At 58.5% G+C, this 20,974-nt stretch carries 15 protein-coding genes and 1 pseudogene; 4 read left to right on the top strand and 12 right to left on the bottom strand.

Annotation, left to right across the window (positions count from 1 at the left end; genetic code table 11):
* Positions 1 to 343: pseudogene (locus IRZ24_RS04875) on the top strand (hypothetical protein); the annotation flags it as partial.
* Between the two features lie 27 nt (positions 344 to 370).
* On the opposite strand, the gene IRZ24_RS04880 reads toward IRZ24_RS04875, so the two are convergent.
* Both IRZ24_RS04880 and tgt read right to left on the bottom strand, forming a co-directional pair.
* Positions 371 to 1,189: a biotin/lipoate A/B protein ligase family protein gene (locus IRZ24_RS04880; RefSeq protein ID WP_297160830.1), complete on the bottom strand. Its 819-nt coding sequence runs from the start codon at positions 1,187 to 1,189 to the stop codon at positions 371 to 373.
* A gap of 45 nt (positions 1,190 to 1,234) precedes the next feature.
* Complete coding sequence (gene tgt, locus IRZ24_RS04885; protein ID WP_297160831.1) at positions 1,235 to 2,473, bottom strand: tRNA guanosine(34) transglycosylase Tgt; 1,239 nt, start codon at positions 2,471 to 2,473, stop codon at positions 1,235 to 1,237.
* Between the two features lie 596 nt (positions 2,474 to 3,069).
* Between tgt and IRZ24_RS04890 the strand changes: the two genes are divergently transcribed.
* The 3 genes from IRZ24_RS04890 (at position 3,070) to IRZ24_RS04900 (ending at position 9,655) form a co-directional block, all read left to right on the top strand.
* Complete coding sequence (locus IRZ24_RS04890) at positions 3,070 to 3,375, top strand: zinc-ribbon domain containing protein (RefSeq protein WP_297160832.1); 306 nt, start codon at positions 3,070 to 3,072, stop codon at positions 3,373 to 3,375.
* A 456-nt stretch (positions 3,376 to 3,831) separates the two neighbouring features.
* The gene (locus IRZ24_RS04895) at positions 3,832 to 6,468 is read left to right on the top strand and encodes a bifunctional (p)ppGpp synthetase/guanosine-3',5'-bis(diphosphate) 3'-pyrophosphohydrolase (protein ID WP_297160833.1); all 2,637 of its coding nucleotides are present in this window, start codon (positions 3,832 to 3,834) and stop codon (positions 6,466 to 6,468) included.
* 580 nt (positions 6,469 to 7,048) lie between these two features.
* The gene (locus tag IRZ24_RS04900) at positions 7,049 to 9,655 is read left to right on the top strand and encodes a bifunctional (p)ppGpp synthetase/guanosine-3',5'-bis(diphosphate) 3'-pyrophosphohydrolase (RefSeq protein WP_297160834.1); all 2,607 of its coding nucleotides are present in this window, start codon (positions 7,049 to 7,051) and stop codon (positions 9,653 to 9,655) included.
* A 174-nt stretch (positions 9,656 to 9,829) separates the two neighbouring features.
* On the opposite strand, the gene IRZ24_RS04905 is transcribed toward IRZ24_RS04900, so the two are convergent.
* The 10 genes from IRZ24_RS04905 to IRZ24_RS04950 all read right to left on the bottom strand — a co-directional run.
* Entirely contained in the window at positions 9,830 to 11,293 is a 1,464-nt protein-coding gene (locus IRZ24_RS04905; protein ID WP_297160835.1) for an ATP-binding protein, read from the bottom strand.
* Positions 11,294 to 11,637: 344 nt separating this feature from the next.
* Positions 11,638 to 12,468: a pseudouridine synthase gene (locus tag IRZ24_RS04910; protein ID WP_297160836.1), complete on the bottom strand. Its 831-nt coding sequence runs from the start codon at positions 12,466 to 12,468 to the stop codon at positions 11,638 to 11,640.
* The gene (locus IRZ24_RS04915) at positions 12,465 to 13,625 is read right to left on the bottom strand and encodes a DUF2851 family protein (RefSeq protein WP_297160837.1); all 1,161 of its coding nucleotides are present in this window, start codon (positions 13,623 to 13,625) and stop codon (positions 12,465 to 12,467) included. Before IRZ24_RS04915 ends, IRZ24_RS04910 begins: the two co-directional genes overlap by 4 nt.
* A 178-nt stretch (positions 13,626 to 13,803) precedes the next feature.
* Positions 13,804 to 15,750, bottom strand: a complete 1,947-nt coding sequence (locus IRZ24_RS04920; protein WP_297160838.1) for a hypothetical protein — start codon at positions 15,748 to 15,750, stop codon at positions 13,804 to 13,806.
* Between the two features lie 591 nt (positions 15,751 to 16,341).
* Positions 16,342 to 16,836: a DUF3054 domain-containing protein gene (locus tag IRZ24_RS04925; RefSeq protein ID WP_297160839.1), complete on the bottom strand. Its 495-nt coding sequence runs from the start codon at positions 16,834 to 16,836 to the stop codon at positions 16,342 to 16,344.
* Between the two features lie 107 nt (positions 16,837 to 16,943).
* Positions 16,944 to 17,090 carry a hypothetical protein gene (locus IRZ24_RS04930; protein ID WP_297160840.1) on the bottom strand — a complete coding sequence of 49 codons (147 nt, stop codon included), beginning with the start codon at positions 17,088 to 17,090 and terminating at the stop codon, positions 16,944 to 16,946.
* Between the two features lie 96 nt (positions 17,091 to 17,186).
* Positions 17,187 to 17,930, bottom strand: coding sequence for a cytochrome c biogenesis protein CcsA (ccsA, locus tag IRZ24_RS04935; RefSeq protein WP_297160841.1), 744 nt, complete (start codon positions 17,928 to 17,930; stop codon positions 17,187 to 17,189).
* Between the two features lie 61 nt (positions 17,931 to 17,991).
* Positions 17,992 to 18,678 carry a heme exporter protein CcmB gene (locus tag IRZ24_RS04940; RefSeq protein ID WP_297160842.1) on the bottom strand — a complete coding sequence of 229 codons (687 nt, stop codon included), beginning with the start codon at positions 18,676 to 18,678 and terminating at the stop codon, positions 17,992 to 17,994.
* A gap of 1 nt (position 18,679) precedes the next feature.
* The gene (ccmA, locus tag IRZ24_RS04945; protein ID WP_297160843.1) at positions 18,680 to 19,504 is read right to left on the bottom strand and encodes a heme ABC exporter ATP-binding protein CcmA; all 825 of its coding nucleotides are present in this window, start codon (positions 19,502 to 19,504) and stop codon (positions 18,680 to 18,682) included.
* Between the two features lie 147 nt (positions 19,505 to 19,651).
* Positions 19,652 to 20,974, bottom strand: a 1,323-nt coding sequence (locus IRZ24_RS04950; protein ID WP_297160844.1) for a carboxypeptidase-like regulatory domain-containing protein, incomplete at its 5' end; no start/stop codon positions are given.

Consider the following 20,974-nt stretch of genomic DNA (forward strand, 5'->3'; position numbering starts at 1 on the left):
GAGAAGAGTCCCAATTAAAAAACTACCTTACAAGTATTACTACATCTTTATGAGCCGTGGCGATAAGAAGCCACACAAGCTCTTGATAGAGGACTGGGAGCTGGGTGCACTATACTGGAACTGCCTGAGCAACACTCATGGCGATGAAGTTGAGGCCAATCGTCTTGTGCGTCACAAATATCTGGAAGAGTTTTGCTCTACAAGAGACCTGTATCTTTTTTTAGGCACGACCCGCCAGTATCATAAGATAAGTCCTAACCCTTTCATTATTATTGGTGTATTCTATCCGCCGCAACGGGTCCAGGCTCAGAAAGCAGCCCCTATTCAGCTCAGCCTTTTCTAAGCTGGGAGAGCGAGCGACCATCATTACTCAAACCAGGGTCACGCGCTCTTTGCGCCATTCCAGCTGACTATATTTTTCGGCCACGAGCTGCTCGGCCAGTTCCAGCTCAGAGCGGCTCAGCTCAGCCGGCACAAACTCCTGTGCCAGCGCCTGACTGAAGCCCCGGCGGAACGCCTCCGCTACCTGGTCCCAGCTCACTGCAGGCACAAAGGCATGAAGTGGCTGAGTTTTCTGGCGATACATGGCCAGGGCCTCGGCTCGTGCAGCCTCATCGGGGAAGCGCAGTAGAGCGTAGAACTCCTCGGCGCGGTCATCCAGAGGTAGTGATCCCTGCTGTAGCAGAGCGTCCTCCCGCCAGACCTGGGCACTGCCCACCAGCTTATAGCCGCCGCTCGTCAAGTCCGCCTGAGTGGACGAAGCAAAGCAAGCGGCTGAAGGATGCTTATGCACCCGGCCATCGCTGATCTCGGCCTGCACTCCCAGCAAGGCCAGCGCCTCCAATAAACCGCGGGCCAGATAGGCATAGGCAGCCACTACACCGGAAGGCACCCCATAGCGCCGGCTAATCACAATGCTGTAGGTAAATTCATCGCGGTGATAGACGGCGCGACCACCTGTCGGGCGGCGTACCAGAGCTACGCCGCGTTCGCGGCAAACCTCGCTCAGAATCTCGCGTTCCACATTCTGAAAGCGCCCTAGCGAAATCGATGGCTGTGACCAGCGAAAAACGCGCAAAGTTGGCGGCACTTCTCCGTGCAGGTGGTGAATCAAGATCGCCTCATCAATGGCCATATTCAAGGCCGCATCGCGCACACCGGTATCCAGAAAGCGAAACATCTCGGCCATAAGCTGCTATCCTTCTCTAACTGAACAGCAAGGGGTCCATCAGGATCAAGACGACAGAGCGCGGGAGGCCGCACGCGCCAGCCACTTCGCCCGCTGCTCCTCGCGTGCTGTCTCCGAGGCTGGGACATAGCTGGCCAGGAAGGCATCGCGGAAAGCCGGAAAGGTTCCTGCCAGAATCGCTGTCCGCGCCTCCGTGGCCAGGCGCAACATGAAACGCAAATTATGAATGCTGCCGAGGCGATAATAGAGCTGCTCCTCTGCTCGTGCTAAGTGATGCAGATAAGCAGCGCTATAGTTACGGCACGTATAGCAATCGCAACCTTCCTCGACAGGGCCATGCTCAGTGCGGAAGCGAGCGCGCTTAATATTGACCCGTCCGCGACGAGTAAAGAGGCCGCCGTGGCGGGCCACCCGTGTCGGCAACACACAATCAAACAAATCCATGCCCAGATCGATTCCCATAATCAAGTCCTCGGGCGAGCCGACTCCCAGTAAATGGCGTGGCTTCTCACGAGGCAAAGCAGGCGTAGTCACACGCAACAGCTCCCACATCAGCGCCTTTGGCTCGCCGACCGAGAGGCCGCCGATCGACAGACCGAAGAAAGGAAGAGAGCCGATAAAACGAGCACTTTCCTGGCGCAGCTCAGGCTCAAAAGCGCCCTGCACGATGCCAAAGAGAGCCTGCGGGCGTTCCGGGCGGTGTGGATGGCCTTGAAAGGCCTCCAAGGCCCGTAGTGCCCAGCGGTGAGTGCGCTCCATAGCGGCGCGAGCTTCTTGCGGGGAGCAGGGATAACCGCTGCAAATATCCAAAGGCAGGACAAAATCGGCACCCAGCTCAGCCTCAATCTCCAGGCCGCGTTCAGGAGTCAACAGGTGCAGCGAACCGTCGAGATGCGACTTAAAGGTCACGCCCTCCTCGGTCAGCCTGCGCAAGTGGCCCAAACTAAAGACCTGAAAACCGCCGCTGTCGGTCAGTATTGGCCCGGGCCAGCGCATGAACTGATGCAAGCCGCCGAAGCTATCGATCAACTGCGAGCCAGGGCGCAGCATTAGATGGTAAGTATTGGCGAGAATAATCTGTGCGCCCGCCGCCTGCACCTCCTCGGGCGTCAGACACTTCACCGTGGCCTGAGTGCCAACGGGCATAAACATCGGCGTCTGAATCGTCCCGTGAGGGGTCTGCAAGGTACAAGCGCGGGCCCAGGTAGGGGCCGAGGGCGCCGGCGGATTCTCAACATCGATCGTAAAAGCAAACGGGCCGGAACGAGCCGCGAGTACGTCCACAGGCCACTCCCTTTGCAACAACGAGCTTACCTGGTGAGAGGAGCCAGCCCAGCTCAGGCGCGTCGGCTGAGCCAGCGCCGTGCCATGCAGGGCCAAAGGACCACCAGCCGAACGGGATGGCAAAGGCCTTCAGCGCCCACTAAGAAGGGGCAGCTTAGACCAGCTCAGCGGAGCGGAATAGCAGTGGACAACGAGCTTGGGACAGATTGACACCGGCCTGCCGGGCGCACCTCCTCTGTTGAGAACAGTATAGCGAATCGGGAGGGTTTAAGCAATGTCCCACCCTGGCAGAAAGAGTGTCTGCCCGCGCGATTGAAGCTGTTTGACAAAGAAAGAAACATCGTGAAATCAATGTAAAGCGGTCCACTTCACATGAAAAGCGTGTAAAAATATCAAAACACTGACTGATTGGGACTGGAATCACTTGAAAAACAGCAAAAGTTGGTGTATGCTTTCAAGCGGTAATCCGAGACTGGTCTTGCGCACAGTGCCATCAGGCATGGGTCCCACGCTGCTCAGGGTGACAAACAGACTGGTGACAGAGGCCAGGAATGGACCTGAAAGGATACCGACCATACCACTAAGGAGGTCCTTGGTTGAGCTTCGTCGACAAGACTCTCAAGTGCCGTGATTGCGGAAATGAATTCGTCTTCACAGCAGGGGAACAAGAATTTTTCCAGCAAAAGGGCCTGCTGAACCAGCCTGCGCGTTGCCCGTCCTGTCGGGCCTTGCGGCGTCAGGCGGCGGGAGGAGGCAGCCGGAGCGAGCGCGCGCCGCGTGAGATGCACACGGTGATCTGCGCTGAGTGTGGACAGGAGGCTAAAGTACCCTTCCTCCCTCGCAACGATCGGCCTGTCTACTGCAGTAGCTGCTATGATAAAGCGCGTATGGCGCGACGCTAGTCACTTGCTGCACCCGGTACGGCAGGCAGGTACGGTACGGATGGGTCGCTGATCACCAAGACCAAGCCGGGCTGGCTGGGCTATCAGTCTGCGTCTGGGACCGCAACGTGGCCAGCATCACGAAACCAACAGGGTAAGGCTGATTTCTTCGGCCCTGTTGGCCTTCCTCCACTGCGCGGCTCTGCTTGTGGCACGCGCTCCTGTGAGGGAAGGTGATCCCGGAACGTAGGAATCATTGTAAGAATGATCTGCTTCACGGACAAGACCAAGGTCTGTTCTTGGCCTTGTCTCTTTCTTTTCTTCGTTCGTTGGCGCTCGCCGTCGACTGCTTGACAGTGATGCCTCGCACCTTATAATTACAAGGTAATACACAGGCAGGTGTCTAACATTTCTCAACGGCCAGCTAAATTTGTTGAACAGTATAGCCATCATAGGCAGAGGATTGGGTACCCAGATATGGACTCACGTGAACACAATCGAAGCCGGCATGAGGCGGGTACCCTAATGGGGCCAGAAGGAACTGATGGCCGGTCCGTGGCCTCGATGGTTTCCCCGAATATGAGCGTGGACACCGATACGATCATTACTACAGCCTCGGAGACCGCCAGTCAGCAGAATCAGGTTCGGCAAGAGCGGCAGCAACGAACCTGGACTGTAATCTATCCGTATCAGCCCTCCGATGGGCATCTGGAAGGCGATGCCCTTGAGCAACTGCTGGCGGAAACGCGGGCTTATCTCTCGCCGCAGGATGTAGAGAAGATCGAGCGGGCCTATGAGCTGGCGAATCGGGCCCACATGGGGGTACGGCGCCGCTCGGGTGAGCCGTATATTCAGCATCCATTGGCGGTGGCGCTGATCCTTACTCGGATGCGTATCGACGCCGACGGGATTGTCGCCGCTTTACTCCACGATGTGGTGGAGGATAGCGACTACACCCTTGAAGAGGTCCAGGCCCAGTTCGGTCCAGCGGTTGCCACGATTGTTGATGGCGTAACCAAGTTCGATGCCCTGGCTGGCAAGCCTGGAGCCGGCTCTGGAGCGCGTCCCTCCGCTTCCGAGGCCGCGTGCACTGAAGAGGCCGCGCGTGATCTCAAAAGCCGCTTGCGCTCCGAGACGGTGCGCAAGATGCTGCTGGCTATGGCCGAAGATCCCCGCGTTGTTGTTATTAAGCTGGCTGACCGTCTGCATAATATGCGAACTCTGGGTGCCATGCCGCCCGCCAAGCAGCAGATTATCGCTCGTGAAACCAGTGAGATCTATGCCCCGCTGGCGCGGCGCTTGGGCATGGGTCTGGTGCAGGCTGAGCTGGAAGACCTGGCTTTTTATTATCTAGAGCCGGAGCGTTACATGCGTCTGGCGCGCGAGGTTGAGGAGGAGCGGCGCAAACGTCAGCCCTATGTCGACGCTGTCTGTAGCGCTATTGAGGAGGAAATGCGTCGCGCCGAAATCCAGGCTGAGGTCCTGGCCTGGCAGAAGCATCTGGCCAGTATCAACCGCAAATTGTTACAGAGCGGCGGTGAGGTCAGTCAGTTGCATGACCTGGTCTCGTTCCGTATCCTTGTCAATAGCGATCACGATTGTTATCTGGCCCTCGGCCATATCCACGCGCTCTGGCGCCCAAAGGATGGTCGCATTAAGGACTACATTGCAACTCCGAAGGTCAATGGCTATCAGTCCCTCCACACCACAGTGTTCTGCCTCGATGATCGCCTCGCTGAGATCCAGATCCGCACCCATGAGATGCAGCGTACGGCGGACTATGGAATCGCCAGCTACTGGTATCTGCGTGAACGCGGCGGCTCTCGCCTTTCCTATCGGGAAATGATCGCCTGGATCGAGCAGCTTCGCGAGTGGCAGCGCGAGCTACCTCAGAGCGCTGATGACTTCATTGAGGCCGTGAAGGGGGATATCTTTCAGGAGCAGATTTTTGTTTTTACTCCCAAAGGCGAAATTAAGGATCTTCCCCGCGGATCGACCCCGGTCGATATGGCCTATCGCATCCATACGGATATTGGCGACCATTGCGCGGGCGCTCGCATCATTACCAGTCTGGGCGATAGCGAGCGCTTGGTGACGCGCCTGGTTCCGCTAGATTATGAGCTGAAGAGCGGTGAGATTGTTGACATCGTGACCAATCAGGCCATTCATCCTACGCGTGATTGGCTCTCTTTCGTGCGTACGGCCAATGCCCGGACCAAGATCAAGCGCTATCTCAAGAATCACGAGCGTGAGATCAATTTGCAGCTTGGGCGCGAGCGGCTCGATCTGGCCCTGAAGGCGGCAGGCGCGGCTGGCCTGGAGGCCGTGCGCGATGAGGACCTGCTGCCGTTGGCGAGTGCGCGCAAGTATCAGTCAATTGAGGCCCTCTATGTGGCTCTGGGACGGGGTGACCTGCCAGTAGAAGACCTGGTCGAGCAGCTGCTAGCCGTCTTGCGTGAACGCGGGGCCTTGCAGAAAGCTGAGGCTCCCGCTGGCCAGGCTGGTTCTGAACTCCCGGCCCTTGCCTCCGGTCCTGTGCTCAATGGACATCGCTCAGCTACGACGACGACAGAGACGCATACCGCTGAAAAACAGCCTGCTCCCGGCGTGGCTACGCGTCTCGCCCAGTGTTGTTGTCCCCTTCCAGGGGACGCGATTGCCGGTTTTCTAAGTCCGAATAAGGGTTTGATTGTTCATCGGCAGGATTGTCGTACACTACAGCGCTTCCGCGAGCGCGTCAAAGGACGGATCTTTGATCTCGACTGGTCACAGGTGAAGACGCAGTCTTACCTGGCCCCTATTACGATCGTGGCCCGTGATCGGGCTGGCTTGCTGCGCGATGTGGCGGCGGTGGTCAGCGATGCAGGCATCAACATGACCGCTGTCTCCTCAACGACAAATCCCGCCCTCCAGAAGGCTGTGATTACGGCTACAATGGAGATCCAGTCGGTGGATCAAATCGAGCGCATTTTCAAGCGCCTGCTGCAGGTAAAGAGCGTTGTCAGCGTACGGCGTAACCTGGGCCATCGAGCTGGTCAGAGTAGCAAAGTCAGCAGCCGCACGGGCGATGAAGGGATGTTCTCGGAGCCGCCTGGATGGTCTACTGGTAAGTGACCTTGAGTGGGAGACGAAAGGCTGATTCGGTCTGCGACGCTGGTAGCAACCTGCCCTGGGATCGCTTGAGATCGCTGGGCGGCAATGGTTAGTCTAGATGCATAGAGCTGAAAGGCCTCCCTCTGCTCCGCTGGCGCTCGCTCTGCGCCCGATGAGTTTGCTGGCTGGTAGCTTCCCCCTGCGATAGCGGCAGGACAGTCCGTTCCTGCGCCAGCTACTGTTGCCCGTCCCTGGAATAGCGATAGTTGTGTTGACCTCAATGGTACTCTTTACCCTGGGCTGGTTTAGAGGTCTTGATCTCAGCTAGATAGGGAGACCTTTGCTCTGGCGCGCGCTGCCAGGCGGTTCCTCTAGATCGGCGCATGTCAGAGCAGCTAGACAACGCTATCCGCAAGGTCTATAATCTGAAAGGATGTAATGCTAGAACCTGTGACACTCTAGGCCCGGGATACTGCCTGGTGAAAGTCAAGGAGCACATCGGCGAAAAAGGAAGGTGGCAGGGCCTCTAGCGATTCTTGCAAGGCTACCCTGGAAGAACGATAAGTGAATCCACGCTGGACTAAATCCTGCAATTCTCTGCATGAAATATAGACATGTGCACATGGCCGAGATGACGATCGAGCACGAGTCAGACCGGCAAGTGGGAGAGCGCTCATCCGTGTTTGCGGCGGGAACACGGGGGGAGGTGGAGGCCGGCGGAGGTCTGACCACTGTCGTTGGAGAGAAACCCCCCGACGAGCGTGCAGCAGAAGTCCTGCTGGCTCGCGTCCAAGAATATATGTCCCCTAGCGAGATAGAGCAAGTGCAGCGCGCTTTGCGCCTGGCTCAGGAGCATTGTCGCGGCATCAGGGGGAAGCGTGCCCTTCCTCCTCTGGAACATGCGCTAGGAGTGGCCTTGATCCTGGCCGAGATGCGCATCGATGCTATCGGCGTTGCCGCGGGGTTGATCTTCGAAGCGGTTGATGCTGAGCTGCTCTCGTTGGAGCGCGTCGCTGAGGAGCTGGGCCGCGCAGTGGCGCGTGTGGTGAGCAGCATGCTGCGCCTCAATATTCTGGAGCGCAAGAAGCAGGTTGGGGCTCAGTTGCTGCCAGCGGGCCGCTCTGAGGTTGAGAGCAGCCGTGAGAGCCGGAAGCGGCGCAATCGCGATGCGCTGCAGCATCAGCAGGCGGAGACGGTGCGCAAGATGTTCCTGGCCATGTCGGATGATCCACGGGTAGTGCTGTTGAAGCTGGCTTATCGCCTGCACGCCATGCGTATGCTGCGCGATCCTGCTTTCCAGTACGATCCCCAGGAGCGCCTGACGATGGCCAGAGAGACGCGTGAGATTTATGCGCCGTTGGCGGGTCGCCTGGGGATGTCGCGGGTGGAGTGCGAGTTAGAGGATCTGGCCTTCGAGATCCTGCAGCCGGTGCAATATGCCTGGGTCCGCGATCAGATGGAGGCTGAGAAAAAGCAGTGGGGGGCCTATGTCGAGAAGGTCTGTGAGATTCTGCGCCGCGAGATGGCCTCTATCGGCCTCAAACGTGTCGAGGTCTCTGGTCGCATTAAGCACCTTTTCAGCTTCTACAAGAAGATCTTGCGGGCCGCTGGCCTGCCTACGCAGCCGAGCCTGCTCGGCACGGAGAGCCTGGAGGATCTCAAGCGCGGCCTGGATCTGAATCAGATCCATGATGTGATTGCGTTTCGTATTCTGGTCGAGACGACCCAGGATTGTTATCTGGCGCTGGGCCATATCCATAGCCTCTGGAAGCCCAAGGAGGGCCGTATTAAGGACTATATTGCCAATCCGAAGCCGAACGGCTATCAGGCCCTCCATACGACGGTCTTCTGCCTTGACGATCAGTTGGTGGAGATTCAGATCCGCACCTTTGAAATGCATCAGATCGCCGAGTATGGCGTGGCCATGCACTGGCACTATAAGGATGCCGGTGACCGTGCCTCTCCTTCGGCTAAGGAGTTGTTAACCTGGCTGCGCCAACTGGCTGAGTGGCAGCGTGAGCTACGGGCTTCGCAGAGCGGTGAGTCTGAGCTGCCGGAAACGTCGCGCAATGATCCGTTCTCGGAGCAGATCTTTGTCTTTACACCGAAAGGCGAGGTCAAGGATCTGCCTGTCGGTTCAACGCCGATCGATTTCGCCTATCGCATCCATAGCGAGATCGGCAACCATTGCGCCGGCGCTCGCATCATTACCGAGATCGGCGATGGTGAGGGTGAACGGTTGGTGGCGCGCATGGTCCCCCTGGACTATGAGCTCAAGAATGGTGAGATCGTCGATATTACCACCAGTCGCACCGCCCATCCCAGTCGCGACTGGCTCAATTTCGCGCGCACAGCAACAGCTCGCAGCCATATTCGCCGCTACCTGAAGGCCCACGAGCGCGATATCAATATCCAGATTGGGCGTGAGCGCCTCGATCGTGAGCTGAAGGCTCTCGGAGTCCGGGGGCTGGAGGCGCTGACAGAAGAACTGCAGGATCGCTTGCTGGAGGAGTATAATGCTCAGCGCGAGCAGCGAGAGCCGCGCCTGACTTCCTTTGAAGATCTGCTGGCAGCCATTGGCAGCGATAAGATCCGTCAACATTGGGTGGCGGTGCGCTTGGGCGAGTATCTGCAGATCCGCGATCGTGATCGCGATGGGCGCGAGCGCGAGAGTCGTGAGAACGGCACTTTCCAGGAGGAGGAGCCGCTGCTGCCAGCAAGCAGCGGCAAAGAGGCGCCGGCGGTCAATCTCTGCGTCGATGGGGTCACGGGGTTGCTGACGCGCCTGGCAAATTGCTGCTGTCCTCTGCCAGGTGATGCCATTGTGGGCTTTATTAGCCGCGGTCGCGGTGTAATTGTGCATCGTGCTGATTGCCCCAATATTGCCCGCTATCGCGAGCATAGCAGCGAACGCCTGATCACAGTAAGCTGGGCCGGCGTGGAGCAATCTCACTATCTGGCGCCCATTGTGATGACGGCCCGTGATCGCCCAGGCCTGATGCGCGATATTGCCAGCGCCATCGCTGAGCTGGGCATCAATATGGCTGCTTTGTCTACCCGCACCAACGGTTCGCGCGAGCTGGCAGTGATCAATGCTACCCTGGAGATCGACAGCCTGGAACAACTCCAGCGCGTCATTGCCCGCCTCGAACGGGTAAAGGATGTACTGCAGGTGGGACGCGATTTGAAGCGCAATCGCAGACGTTAGAGAAGTAGATTCCTGGCTCGCTCGCTTTGGGGCTGCAGGCTCATATTGCCTTCCGTGATTACGCTTCTGGTTCCAATTTTCTAGTCCTTCTCCTTACTCGTTTGTTCCCATTCAGCTATCCCTCTGCCGAGTCCCTGGTAGGGGTCAGGCCGATAGAGCGTGGGATCAAGCTACTCATTCTAGCCAATGCTGCCGTAAGGCGCTGGCAACCATCTGAATGCGGTTGCGGGCCTTGAGCTTGCGCATGAGCCTCTGAACGTGGGCTTTAACGGCGTCGACGCTTAGTGAGAGCTGCCGAGCGATGGCTTGATTGCTTGCTCCGGTGCTGAGGAGCTGGAGAATCTCGCGCTCGCGTGAGGTAGGTGGCGCGCTTGCAAGATCCAGTGAAAAGTGCGCTTCAAGGCGTGTTCCCTGCTGCGGCGCGCTTTGGATCGTTAAGCTGCCACCGGCCTGTTGGACACGCTCACGCATAAAATACAGCCCTAGTTGGGACTGTAGACCGCTGGTGCGTCGTTCTGGCAGGAAGCCCCTCCCATTGTCTTCGATGCTGACGGTGAGCCTCTCTTTTTGCTGCCGTATGCTGACTCTCACGTGACTGGCTTGAGCGTGCTTGCGTACGTTATTCAGGGCCTCTTGTACTACATGGAAAATTGTCGCTTCCAGGAAGCGAGGGAGGGTCAGCGGCTGTTCTAGGTATTCTTCCAGGATGATGGCCGGTTCTGCTCGCTTAAAATCTTCTAGCAGTGAGTGCAGGGCCAGCTCAAAGCCAAGGTCGCCTAGTGGAGCGGGGGCCAGCGTGGCTATCGTTTCGCGCAAGCGCTCAAGGCTCTGGCGCAGTTGTTGCTGAACTTCGTTCAGTGCCCTTTTAGCCTCCTCTGGCTGCTTCTCTTGTAGTGTGCTGACGGCCTCCAGTTGGTGCAGGATATGGGCTAATTCCTGGGCCAGACCGTCATGAAGGCTATGGGCAATGCGGGCCCGCTCTTCTTCGATAGTGGATTCTGGGGAGAGCGATCTGGTCGCCGCGGGAGCTACGGCGGCAACGCCTCGGCGACGTTTCTGTGCTCTCTTCTCGCTCGCTTGCTCGCAAACAATGGCGCTTGTGAACGATGGTAGGGTGCTCGCGAGCAGCTTCAGGCAGAGCTGGAAGTGGTGGCTTACGAGCAGGGTCGAAGGATCAGCAACCTGGGCCGCTTGCTGATTACTCTGCCTAGAAGCGAAGCAGAGAACGAGAAGGCCCCTCGCGGGGTAGGCGCCCTGGCTGAGTGGACAGAGGAGCAGCTGCTCGGCCTCACTGCTCCAATAGCGCTCTTCTGGTAAGATCTGCTCTTCCCGCTGGATCACTGAGATAAAGAGCGCCTCATTCAGACGGGTTGCGCTGCCAAAGAGGCCACTCAGTGCCAAGAGGGTGGGAACATGTCTGCGGCGCCGGCTATTGTTGCCGGCTCTAGGCCGCCGTGGTAAGGGACCGCTGCTTGCCAGCAGGCGCAGGCACTGGACTTCTGGCTCGACCAGAAATAGCAGGCCACGCCGGGCAGTGCTTTCCTTGCGGAGAAAGTCAAGCAGCAGATACTGCCTGTCTTTCTGAGGCAGGCCTTGGAGACGTTCGGTGAGCCGTAGCAGCCTCTGCGCTGTTAGCATAGAAAATCTCTCTTGACTCGCTTGACTCGAGCTAAAGTGCAGAGCAAACGCGCTTGTTGCGAAGCCAGGTTTGGTATGCTCGCTGTCTCAGGTTGCTTTGCTCTTGCTCTTACCATCTCTAGGAGGAGGAAGATATAAGGCCATAAGGCCAGCCAGGCCATCTCTTCCTCCGCTAATAAGAGGAAGCCTCTGTCGGAAGCAGTGGGTAGTTCCTGCTGCTGAATTTGATGCTGCCTCCGCTTCAAGCAGACCAAAGGGGGACAGGGACTAGGAGGCTGGGGGTAATCAAGTGCTTCCCTCCCTGGTGCATCAGGCAAGGAACCAGGACGATTACACGCTTGGGTTTAGGTCTGGCTCTTCTTATGGAATTGGCTGGTGGTGGGCGTAGTGGTTGGCTCTGGGCTAGAGGTCGTCGCCCGTTTTGTCTGGGTGCGCAGCGAGGCAATTTCTCCCTCGGTCAGCGGGCGCCAGTCGCCAGGTGCCAGGTCGCCTAGCGACAGCGGGCCGATCGCTACTCGCTGCAGCGCGATGACGGGGTGGCCAAGGCTAGCAAGCATACGCCGAATCTGGCGTTTGCGCCCTTCGTGCAGGCGCAGCTCCAGCCAGGTACCGGCGGCGGTGCGCCGGAGCGGCTGTACCCCAACGGGGGCGGTGCGATAGAGGCGGCCATTGTCCTCCTGGATGACTACCCCTTGACGCAGCCGCTCCAGGGTCGCGGCGGAGGGATGTCCCTGTACAAGCGCGTGATAGCGCTTCTCTGGTGAAAAACGTGGATGCGTCATCTGGAGCGCAAAGTCACCATCATTAGTGAGGAGCAGCAAGCCCGTAGTCTCCAGATCCAGTCGTCCCACTGGGTAGAGCCGCTGACGACGCAGCTCTGCCGGCAATAGGTCCAGAACTGTAGGCCGTCCCTGGGGATCACTCACAGTGCTGACATAGCCTGCTGGCTTATGGAGCATGAGGTAAAGATGCTGTGAGTCCTGCCTCTGGACAGGCTGGCCGTCGACGGTGACAATATCGCGTTCGGGATCAATGCGAGTCGCCGGTGTGGTCACAGTCTGGCCGTTAACCTGCACGCGCCCGCTGAAGATGAGAGCTTCTGCATGGCGACGTGAGGCAACACCGGCGTGGGCCAAAAAGCGAGCCAAGCGCTCTTTACCTGTCGGTGGAGTCATAGCAGCTTCTTTCCTGCCATACATATGCCGCAGCGTTTAGCTCGGCATGTTTCCTGATAGATATGGTGCAATCCCTGTTGTTGACAGGCCTGTCGCGGCTCGCTGGGCAGTAGGAGCTGCCGCGACATGGCGCGCGTGATCTGATTAGTTGGCAGCGCTGGATAGCTGAGATAGATCTGTCTGGCTTGCTCAGCCAGAGCCGTGTTGGCCTCGGTCAGGGCGATGGCGTAAGCAAAAGGAAGGATTACATTACAGATCAGAATATCGCTGCGAGTGCTGCTCAATGGCGCCAGAGCAGCCCTCAGCTCAGCGATCGCCCGCCTGGTGGTTTTGCTACTTAGCGCCGGTCTGAACGTAGCCCAAGCGCCCGTCACTGACCAGCGGGCTATCAGCAGGCTCAGAGTGCGAAGGCGAGCCGCATCCAATGGGGGCGGGCTTAGCGAGTGCCCTTCTGGTTCTGGAAGATGATTGGTGAGGCCGAGCAAGCGCTGACCACAGGCCCGAAAAAAGCGGCGATCGCGTCCATAGCCCAGGCCCTCAGCCAGGGCCTGGATCAGGCAAACATCGTAGGTGGAAAACGGGGCAAGAGCTTCCGCCAGGCGCAATGCTCTTACAAAATGGGCGGCTTTCTCCTCGAAGCGCAAAATACCAGCTAGAGTCAGCAGGTGCGTGCGCTCTTCTGAAGCCATCTGGGGCCAGAGACGCTGACAGGGCCAGCAGACCGATGAGCTGTCGGCAGGTGTGATTACCGCGTCGTAGAGCGAACAGACCAGCAGAGGGCTACCGTCTTGATGGCGTGGAGGCAAGGTCTGATCGCAAATCAGCACGACGTGCAGAATCACATTGTTGTAGCGTGCATCGCTTTGGTGGCCATGCGCCTGCCAATCACTGGCGCGTACGTGCAATTCAACATCGCCGACCAGCTCTTGGGTCCCATCGTGCAAAACGGCGTCGCGGACATCTGGCCCACAACGGCCACCGGGCCGCCCTGGAAAAAGCAGGAGCAGCGAACCTCCTCCACTCAAAGGGAGCAGGCTTCCGGGTTGAAGTGCCCACCAGCGACGTGCCACCTCATCCTCACTCATATTGCTGCTGGCGGCAATAGTCTGGCTCCCAGTTACCGCCTGTGAACCATGCGCACCTCCCACCCTCTTCACAGACTGATTTGTCCTCTTGCCTGGCTGCCTCTCACCTTCTACCCCGGCATTCATAATAACCCTACCTCCGCGTCTTTCCCTTCCTGACTAGGGCAAGCTTGCCTCCGCAGAGCGCGTGCCACCGTCGCAGCCCATCGTCCCCTTGGTCTCTTTGAACCCTTTGTCCCTTGTCCTTTCCTTAGCCTCGGTCTACCTCGGCGTCAGCTTGTTGCGGCTCAGTCGAGGTCTGGTCAGGTTCAATGTGGGCGGCTGAAGCTGAACCCTCGTCACCGCTCTTGGCCTGATCAGCCTTCTCAGGAGCAGAATCCTGCTCAGGCCCAGCTTCCTCGCGAAGTGTCGAGGTACTTATCACCTCCTCTAAGACTGCGGGCATCTGCTGAGCCGGAGGCTCTGCGGTGATCTCTGAGACTTCCTCTAAGGCTTTCGAGCTGGTGGAAGCTGCTGGTAGGGGAGTCATGGCTGTGCTGGAGGCAGTTAACTCCGAAGAAGTTGCCACTTGGGCAAGACCCTTCTCAGCCTGCAGAGTGCCGGGCATTGCTTCGCCAGAGGCTTCTGCTGTATGCTCTTGGGCGGCGGTGGGCGGTTCGATCTTCTCCGGCTCTGTTTGCTTCTCCTCCTGATCTTGAGCAGACGAAGCTAGATCAGCTTGCTCTGCCGCGAGCCGAGACCGAGAAGTCTCCTCTAGTTGATTGACCTCTTGATCAAAAGTGCTCGGTTCTTGCTCTGACTGAGCTGACATTAACTCGGTGGAAGGCCCCGCTTCTTCAGTCGTACTGGCCGAGGTCGAGGTAGACGACTCGTTGGATGGATCACCCTGTTCTTGCTGGGCCGGAGAAAGCTGGCTGGTCACTTCGCTTTGGGGGGAGGTGCTCACAGGCGTGCTAATGGCCTGGGCCCAGCGCTCCACCGCGCGCGCGGTTGTTTGAGCCACCTCGGCGGCGTGGCTTGCCTGGGCTACCGCCTGCTCAACCTCTGCCAGCTCCTGAACGAGGTGGCGGCCAGATGGTAGCTGCTCCAGGCGGGCCGCCGCCAGAGCCGCCCGCTCGATCGCCAGCCTGGCGGCCTCCTCGGCTGCTTCTGCCGCAGCACGCGCCTCACGTACCAGCTCAGCAGGCGAAGCAGGCAGCAGTGAAGAAGCAAGCACAGTGGACGTCATCGGCGAAAAAGCGGCTTCCTCATCACCGCTCTCGACCTCCTCGGGCAGCTCTGGAGGCTCGTCAAAGCCATAGAGAGCCGCCTGTTGCGATCGCTCAGTTGGTGGCGAGACGGAGCGTGCAATTGTCGCAGGAAAGGCTGGCTGGCTGTCCGGCTCCTCCGTGGTAGGTACCGCGCTGATGCCTTCTCCAATAGAGCGGGCATCTGGCTTGCTCAGCTCGCTCTCTGAGGCTCGTAGCCCCTCTTCGAGGCCGCTCTTGCTTATGACCAACTGACTCACCCAGTCGGGTTCACGCCCTTTCCCCAGATCCTCAGCATGTTGCTCAAAGGCCGACCAAATGTTGGCTTCCGCCTCAAAGGCAGTCTGGGGCTGGTCGCTAGGGGGAGCGGAAGTGTCTTCAGCCGTCCCTGGAGGCGGGGGAGAAGGGAGACAAGATCGCTCCCAGCTTGCCCGAAGCTGCTCCTCGCGACGTCCCTCCTCGAGGAGAAGATGAGTCAAGGCCTGCAGCTCATTGATCATTGGGTTACCACTGGCAGCCTCACTGGCCTGCGAAGAAGCAGCGTTTGTGTCGATACTGGCAGGCACCGAGGGGGCGGAAAGAGGGGCATCTCCCTGGCGAGCTGACTCTTTCTCCTTCTCTGATACTGAAGAAAAGCCGTTCTCGCCCTCCTGAGCACTCATGTCAGGCTCGCCCGCTGCGAGACCCGCATGCACTCCCTTGGTCAACGATTCCAGCGTCTGAAGCTGCTGACGAACCAGTGAGAGTCGCTCTTCAAGACGCTGCAAGCGAGCAGTGCGCTTCTCGAGCCGGGCCTGGGCCCGATTCAAACGCTCGACCGCCTTTGCTCGTGCTGTCTGGGCCTTCTGCAGGCGTTGGAGCAGGCGGCGCTCACGCTTGCGCAGCTTCTTTGTGAGATCGGCCAGAGCCGCCTGAGGCTCTGCCTCATGGTCAGATGGCACCTGCGTCATGGCGCTCTTCTCTCCTCTTGTCTGAGCCTAATGACTGTCGCTGGATGAAAACAGGCCACATGAGCGAACGCCCCTGCGTCCTCGGCCTTGTCTGTCCGGCTCTACTGACGCTGATTGACAAAGCCCGCCGCTGTCTCAGGTTTCTCTGGGGTCAACTCATCCAGCTCGCTACTGCCTACCGGAGCAGGCCATCAACCTGCCCCTCTCGCTGCCATCTGTCTCCCTCAGCGTGCTGCACTCGCGGTGCGACTGCGGCGGCTAGTGAAGGGGGGTCGCTGGCCAGATTGCTGCCCATGCCTTAGCCTGAAGCGAGTCAGGGTCAGCATGCAGTTGTTGTGAACTAACGAGTAAGCAAGTGAAGAAAGCCTCCACTCTCCTTTCGGAGAGGATAGCGTATCATCTCTCAGATTGCAATAGAAGCCTTCTGGACGCCTTTGAACTGGTAAATCTGGGGGAGAGCTGGGCGAGACAGGCAGACTTGAGAGCACCCAGCCAGCAGAGCGGAGCAGAGGAGAGGGAGCGAATGCCCAGATCAGCAACTAGACGTGAGCCTCTCCCTCCACCATCTGGTCAGCCTGCCCCTGCTGGAGGCTAATGGAGGCCGCGGGCCCGCCCACTCCGGTACCAGGCAAATGGCCAGCGCCAAACCATCAGGAGCACCAGAACAGTGAAGAAGACTACCAGTGAGAAGGTCAGGAAGGCATCAATAGGCACAGGGTGTAGCCGCTCGACGAAAAGCCAGCGCATCCCCATTGCCACCGGCCAAGCGATAATCCAGGCCCGCAACGTATAGAACGTCATGAGACGCGTGCTGGTCTCCAGCTTGCGACGGTAAACTCCCAACCAGGGCGCTACCAGGAACCACCCCAGCATGAAAGGCAGTGCCACTTGCACGATCTGGGAGAAGAGTGCCCCGCCATCCAACTCGTGATGACTCGTCAGACCAACAAAGGCAAAGAGCAGAAAAACGAGTATATCCCCCACCACCAGGTTGGCCACGTAGCCTGGCGTTGTCCTGAGCGACGCGGGAGACGACGCCGACGGCTGCTGACCAGGCTCTTCAAGATTTCTCTCAGTTGCTGCCATACTCTTTACTCCTAAACCAAAACAATTTATACCGGCTGCTGGATAAGCAGGTAGAAGCGATGGAAAAGGAGAGGCCAACGCCTCCCCGTGAGAGGTGCGAGCGCTGACTATTCCTGCCCTGCCTCGCGCTCGTGTAGCAGCTCCTCGACCGCCGCCAACTCAGTGCGCACGGCGCGAATCCGCAGCGAGACGAACGCTAGATAAGCGAACAACCCGGCCCATACCAGGGTGTAGGCGACGACCATGTATATCATCGTTGCTAGAACCTCCTCTTCACTAGCTCTCGATCACGTGGTCAATGACTCCAGTTCCCGATCGAGAGCAATCAGCTCGTGTAGCGCTCTCCTGTCCTAGTCGACTACCTGAAGGCGAGTTCGGAGCCGCCACGCCAGATACTGGAGGCGCACCATTTGATAGAGCTGTATCAGCAGAGCGCCATAAAAGAGCGTGAAGCTGACCAGGGCGAGCATTAGGACCAGCACCACCGAGGGCGGCAAGGCGCCAGGGGTGCCGATCTCGGCAGCCGGGTGGAGCGTCCGCCACCAGTTCACCGACTCGTAGATAATAGGAACGTCGATCACACCAAGGATTGCCAACACAGCACCAGCTCGTGCACTCGTCGGCGTTTTGCCGAGATAACTACGCAGCATCAGATAGGCGATATAGAGGAACCAAAGAATCAAGCTCGTTGTCAGACGGGCGTCCCAGGTCCACCAGGTACCCCATGTGGCACGGCCCCAGAGCGAGCCGGTCACCAGTGTTAGCGTCGTAAAGACCGCGCCCGCCTCCGCCGCAGCCAGCGCCAGCCAGTCCCACCGCTCATCTTCGCGCCAGAGGTAGACCGCGCCTCCAAGCGCGACGATCACGAAAGAGAGCATTGCCAACCAGGCCACCGGCACGTGAAAGTAGAAAATGCGCTGTGAGAGACCTTCGATGGCATCGGTTGGGGCATAGAGAAAGATCGCCCAGATAGAAAGCATCATGCCCACGCAAGCCAGAGCGTTGAGCAGCAGCGACACAAGAGGCAAGGGCGGCCTCCTCGTCGGCGCGGCAAGCTCGTGGTGGGCTGAGCCTGTCTTATTAATCACAGCCATATGTTCCTCCTGCGGGCAGCCGACCCGCCATCCCTCATCAACAACTCAGGCAAAACTTTATTCACTCCTCAAGGACGTAAGAGCAGGTCAAGAGTGCCAGGCTCAGGAAAATCACATCAAAGGCGACCAGCAGTCCCAGCCAGGGCGGCTCGTTAGGTGCGACAAGCATCAGCGCCCCCGTAGCTCGCACCGCAGCAATCACAACCGGAACAATCAGCGGGAAGACTAGCAGGGGCAGCAGCAGCTCACGAGCACGGGTGACGGCAGTCATGGCTGAAAAGAGGGTGCCGATGATCGCTACGCCGAGCGTCCCAAGCAGCACGATAGGGAGCAACTCGCCACTGAAAAGCGAGATCGAGAAGAGCGCGGCGAAGACGGGGAGGGCGACCAGCTCGACAACTGCAATAAAGAGGAGGTTGCCGAGCAACTTCGCCAGGTAGATGGCGCGACGATCCACAGGACAGAGTAGCAAACGGTCTAAAGAACCACCCTCGCGCTCAGCGGCGAAGGTACGGCCCAGGCCAAGCAGACTGGCAAAGACAAAGGCCACCCAGAGCGCTCCAGGAGCCACTGCAGCCCGATTCTCGACACGTAGATCAAAGGCGAAATTGAAGATGACAAAGACCAGCAGAGCAAAGAGGCCCATGCCTAACCAGGTTTGCTTGCTGCGCAGCTCATATCGAATATCTTTTCCAAGAATCGCTAGTACTTGATCATAAAAAAGACGAAGGGCGCTCAGCGTGTTCATCTCAGCCAACTACCTCCTGATAGGCGTGGCGCACCTCTGCCAGCTCCAGTTCTGCTGTAGCTGCCTGATAGACGATGCGTCCTCCTTTGAGCATCGCCAGCCGATCTGCCTGTTGGAAAGCAAATTCAGGCCGATGGGTAGTCAAGATCAGCGCACCGCCCTGGGCTATATGCTCAGCTAGCAGTCTGGAGAGGAGAGCGACGCCAGCTTCGTCCAGTCCTGTTTCGGCCTCATCAAGCAAGAGCAGGCGCGGCTCATGTAAGAGAGCACGGGCCAGGGCCAGCCGTTGTACCTGGCCGCGCGAGAGCAAGCGAACACGCTCATGGGCACGGCGAGCCAGGCCGACGCGCTCTAACAAGGACAGGGCGCGCTCACGTCCCCTTGTCACTCCGTACATGCGGGCGAAGAAGAGCAGGTTTTCTAAAGCTGTCAGCTCCTCATAGAGGTAGGGCTGATGAGCCACTAGACCGACCAGCCGCCGTACCTCTTGAGCGTCATGCACGCAGTCGAGACCAGCCACCAGCGCATGGCCCCCTGAGGGGCGTGTCAGGCAAGCCAGCACGCGTAGCAGGGTTGTTTTCCCGGCTCCGTTAGCGCCCAGCAAAGCGAGCCGTTCACCAGCCTGCAGACTCAGGTCGATGCCACGCAGTACCGGACGAAAGGCGAAACTCTTACTCAGCTTCTGAATCTCTACCAAAGGACGCCCTACCTTGGACTGGGGCCTTGTCTCCTGACGCCCGGCTAGTGGGGTCGCAACAAATTGCTCCCCACGTGCCTGATCAGGTCGCTGCTTCCTCGCCTGCTCTTTGCTACCAGTATCAGTCATCCCGCTCCTCTTTCTCGCCTCTCCGGTCCTCTATCTACTCTATCAGCTAAAGCGGCTGGCCAGGCGCATAGCTGTGCTCTCTGAGAGCGCGGCAGGCCGACCCAGCCAGATCTCAGCATTAGCCTCCCGCGCTGTCTCTTTCCTGGTTCAGCTTTTCTCTGTCCGACGTTTGCCGCTCGAAGGTGAGCGCGAACTCTCAACGGCCTGATGTTCCTTAGATCTACTGCGGTGCTCCTTTTCCTGTTCAAGACTCATCAGCACGCGCAGACGCTCTTTGATTCTCGCCCGCTCCTCTGTATACTCCGCCTTCTTGAGCCGCCCCTCCTCGAAGGCCTTATCCAGCTCCAGCAACTGGCGCAGCAGTCGATCCTGCTCATCGCTGGTGGGGGTGGCCTTTGGACGTAAGGACGCTTTCGCCGACTCCGCACGCTCGGCAGAAGGACGCCTCGGCACATGCTGGCGACCATGACCCTTACCCTCGCGCCAACGCTGGAAGAGATGGTAGAGAAGCGAGGACAAGACAATGATTACCAGCATCACCAGCACGCCGCTGACGATCCAGACCCAGGTCGGGACTAGTATCAGCCCGCTGCTTTGGCTCTGATTGCTGCTCAGTGGCAGACCTTGTAGCTTTATATGCACTTGGTCGCCACGGCGAAAATTCTGGTTCTGTAGCAGCAGATAGGGATGATTATTCGCCGTCATCAGCCCCTTGGAGGGCAAGGCGCCCGAACTGGCCTGCAGGGCCGGCGGTGTTAGAACTGAGAGCTGAACCGTCGGATAGAAAAAGGTATAAGCAAAATCATAGCTGGTGCTCTGATAAGGCACTTCAAACGAGAAAGAAAACTGTGTCTCTCCCGGCGGCACCGCTGCATCGCAGGCAAAGCCACCGGCGACCTGGACAGCTTCGACACTGTTAAAACCCTGGGCCAGGGCCACATTACGCGCCCCCTGGGGCAGCGAAAAGAGCAGAGCGTTAGGACGCCCCTGGCTGGCATTCAATGACCCAACGTAAGTCGTTCTCCCCACATTCTGGAAAAAGTAGATCTCCGAAACACTGAATGTCCCCTTACTGGCATCAGGCTCATGAATCAGAATCGTTGCCTGGACTACGGCCACGTTCGCACTGTCGCTGCTGGCATCATAGACCGTGAGTTCAATCTGCTTCTCTGCTTGCTTGCTAAGATCGATCAGGTCGGAGACATATTGAGCGCCCTGATAGCGGGTGTAGACCGCATACTTGATCGTATTGGCTGTCGACAGGCCAGTAAAGAGAAAGGCGCCCTGGCTATTAGTCCGAAGTGTTGTGAGATCGCGCGCGGAACCATCCTGCGCCATTTGCAATGTTACGCTTTGGTTAGCTACTGGAGCATTATTATGAGTCCCATTCACCAGATGACCGCGAATTGTCCCCGTACCGGCCCCATTGCCCGCCTGGGCGGGGACTGCGGACGCCAGCAGGCAGAGTAG

The sequence above is a fragment of the Thermogemmatispora sp. genome (assembly GCF_019683755.1).
In the GTDB taxonomy this organism is placed as follows: Bacteria; Chloroflexota; Ktedonobacteria; order Ktedonobacterales; family Ktedonobacteraceae; genus Thermogemmatispora.

What these genes read in the sequence shown, in the direction of transcription:
- IRZ24_RS04880 (WP_297160830.1), bottom strand. Translation starts at nt 1,189, where the DNA reads ATGGCCGAGATGTTTCGCTTTCTGGATACCGGTGTGCGCGATGCGGCC.
- IRZ24_RS04895 (WP_297160833.1), top strand. Translation starts at nt 3,832, where the DNA reads ATGGACTCACGTGAACACAATCGAAGCCGGCATGAGGCGGGTACCCTA.
- IRZ24_RS04900 (WP_297160834.1), top strand. Translation starts at nt 7,049, where the DNA reads ATGAAATATAGACATGTGCACATGGCCGAGATGACGATCGAGCACGAG.
- IRZ24_RS04905 (WP_297160835.1), bottom strand. Translation starts at nt 11,293, where the DNA reads ATGCTAACAGCGCAGAGGCTGCTACGGCTCACCGAACGTCTCCAAGGC.
- IRZ24_RS04910 (WP_297160836.1), bottom strand. Translation starts at nt 12,468, where the DNA reads ATGACTCCACCGACAGGTAAAGAGCGCTTGGCTCGCTTTTTGGCCCAC.
- IRZ24_RS04920 (WP_297160838.1), bottom strand. Translation starts at nt 15,750, where the DNA reads ATGACGCAGGTGCCATCTGACCATGAGGCAGAGCCTCAGGCGGCTCTG.
- IRZ24_RS04925 (WP_297160839.1), bottom strand. Translation starts at nt 16,836, where the DNA reads ATGGCAGCAACTGAGAGAAATCTTGAAGAGCCTGGTCAGCAGCCGTCG.
- IRZ24_RS04930 (WP_297160840.1), bottom strand. Translation starts at nt 17,090, where the DNA reads ATGATATACATGGTCGTCGCCTACACCCTGGTATGGGCCGGGTTGTTC.
- ccsA (WP_297160841.1), bottom strand. Translation starts at nt 17,930, where the DNA reads ATGGCTGTGATTAATAAGACAGGCTCAGCCCACCACGAGCTTGCCGCG.
- IRZ24_RS04940 (WP_297160842.1), bottom strand. Translation starts at nt 18,678, where the DNA reads ATGAACACGCTGAGCGCCCTTCGTCTTTTTTATGATCAAGTACTAGCG.
- ccmA (WP_297160843.1), bottom strand. Translation starts at nt 19,504, where the DNA reads ATGACTGATACTGGTAGCAAAGAGCAGGCGAGGAAGCAGCGACCTGAT.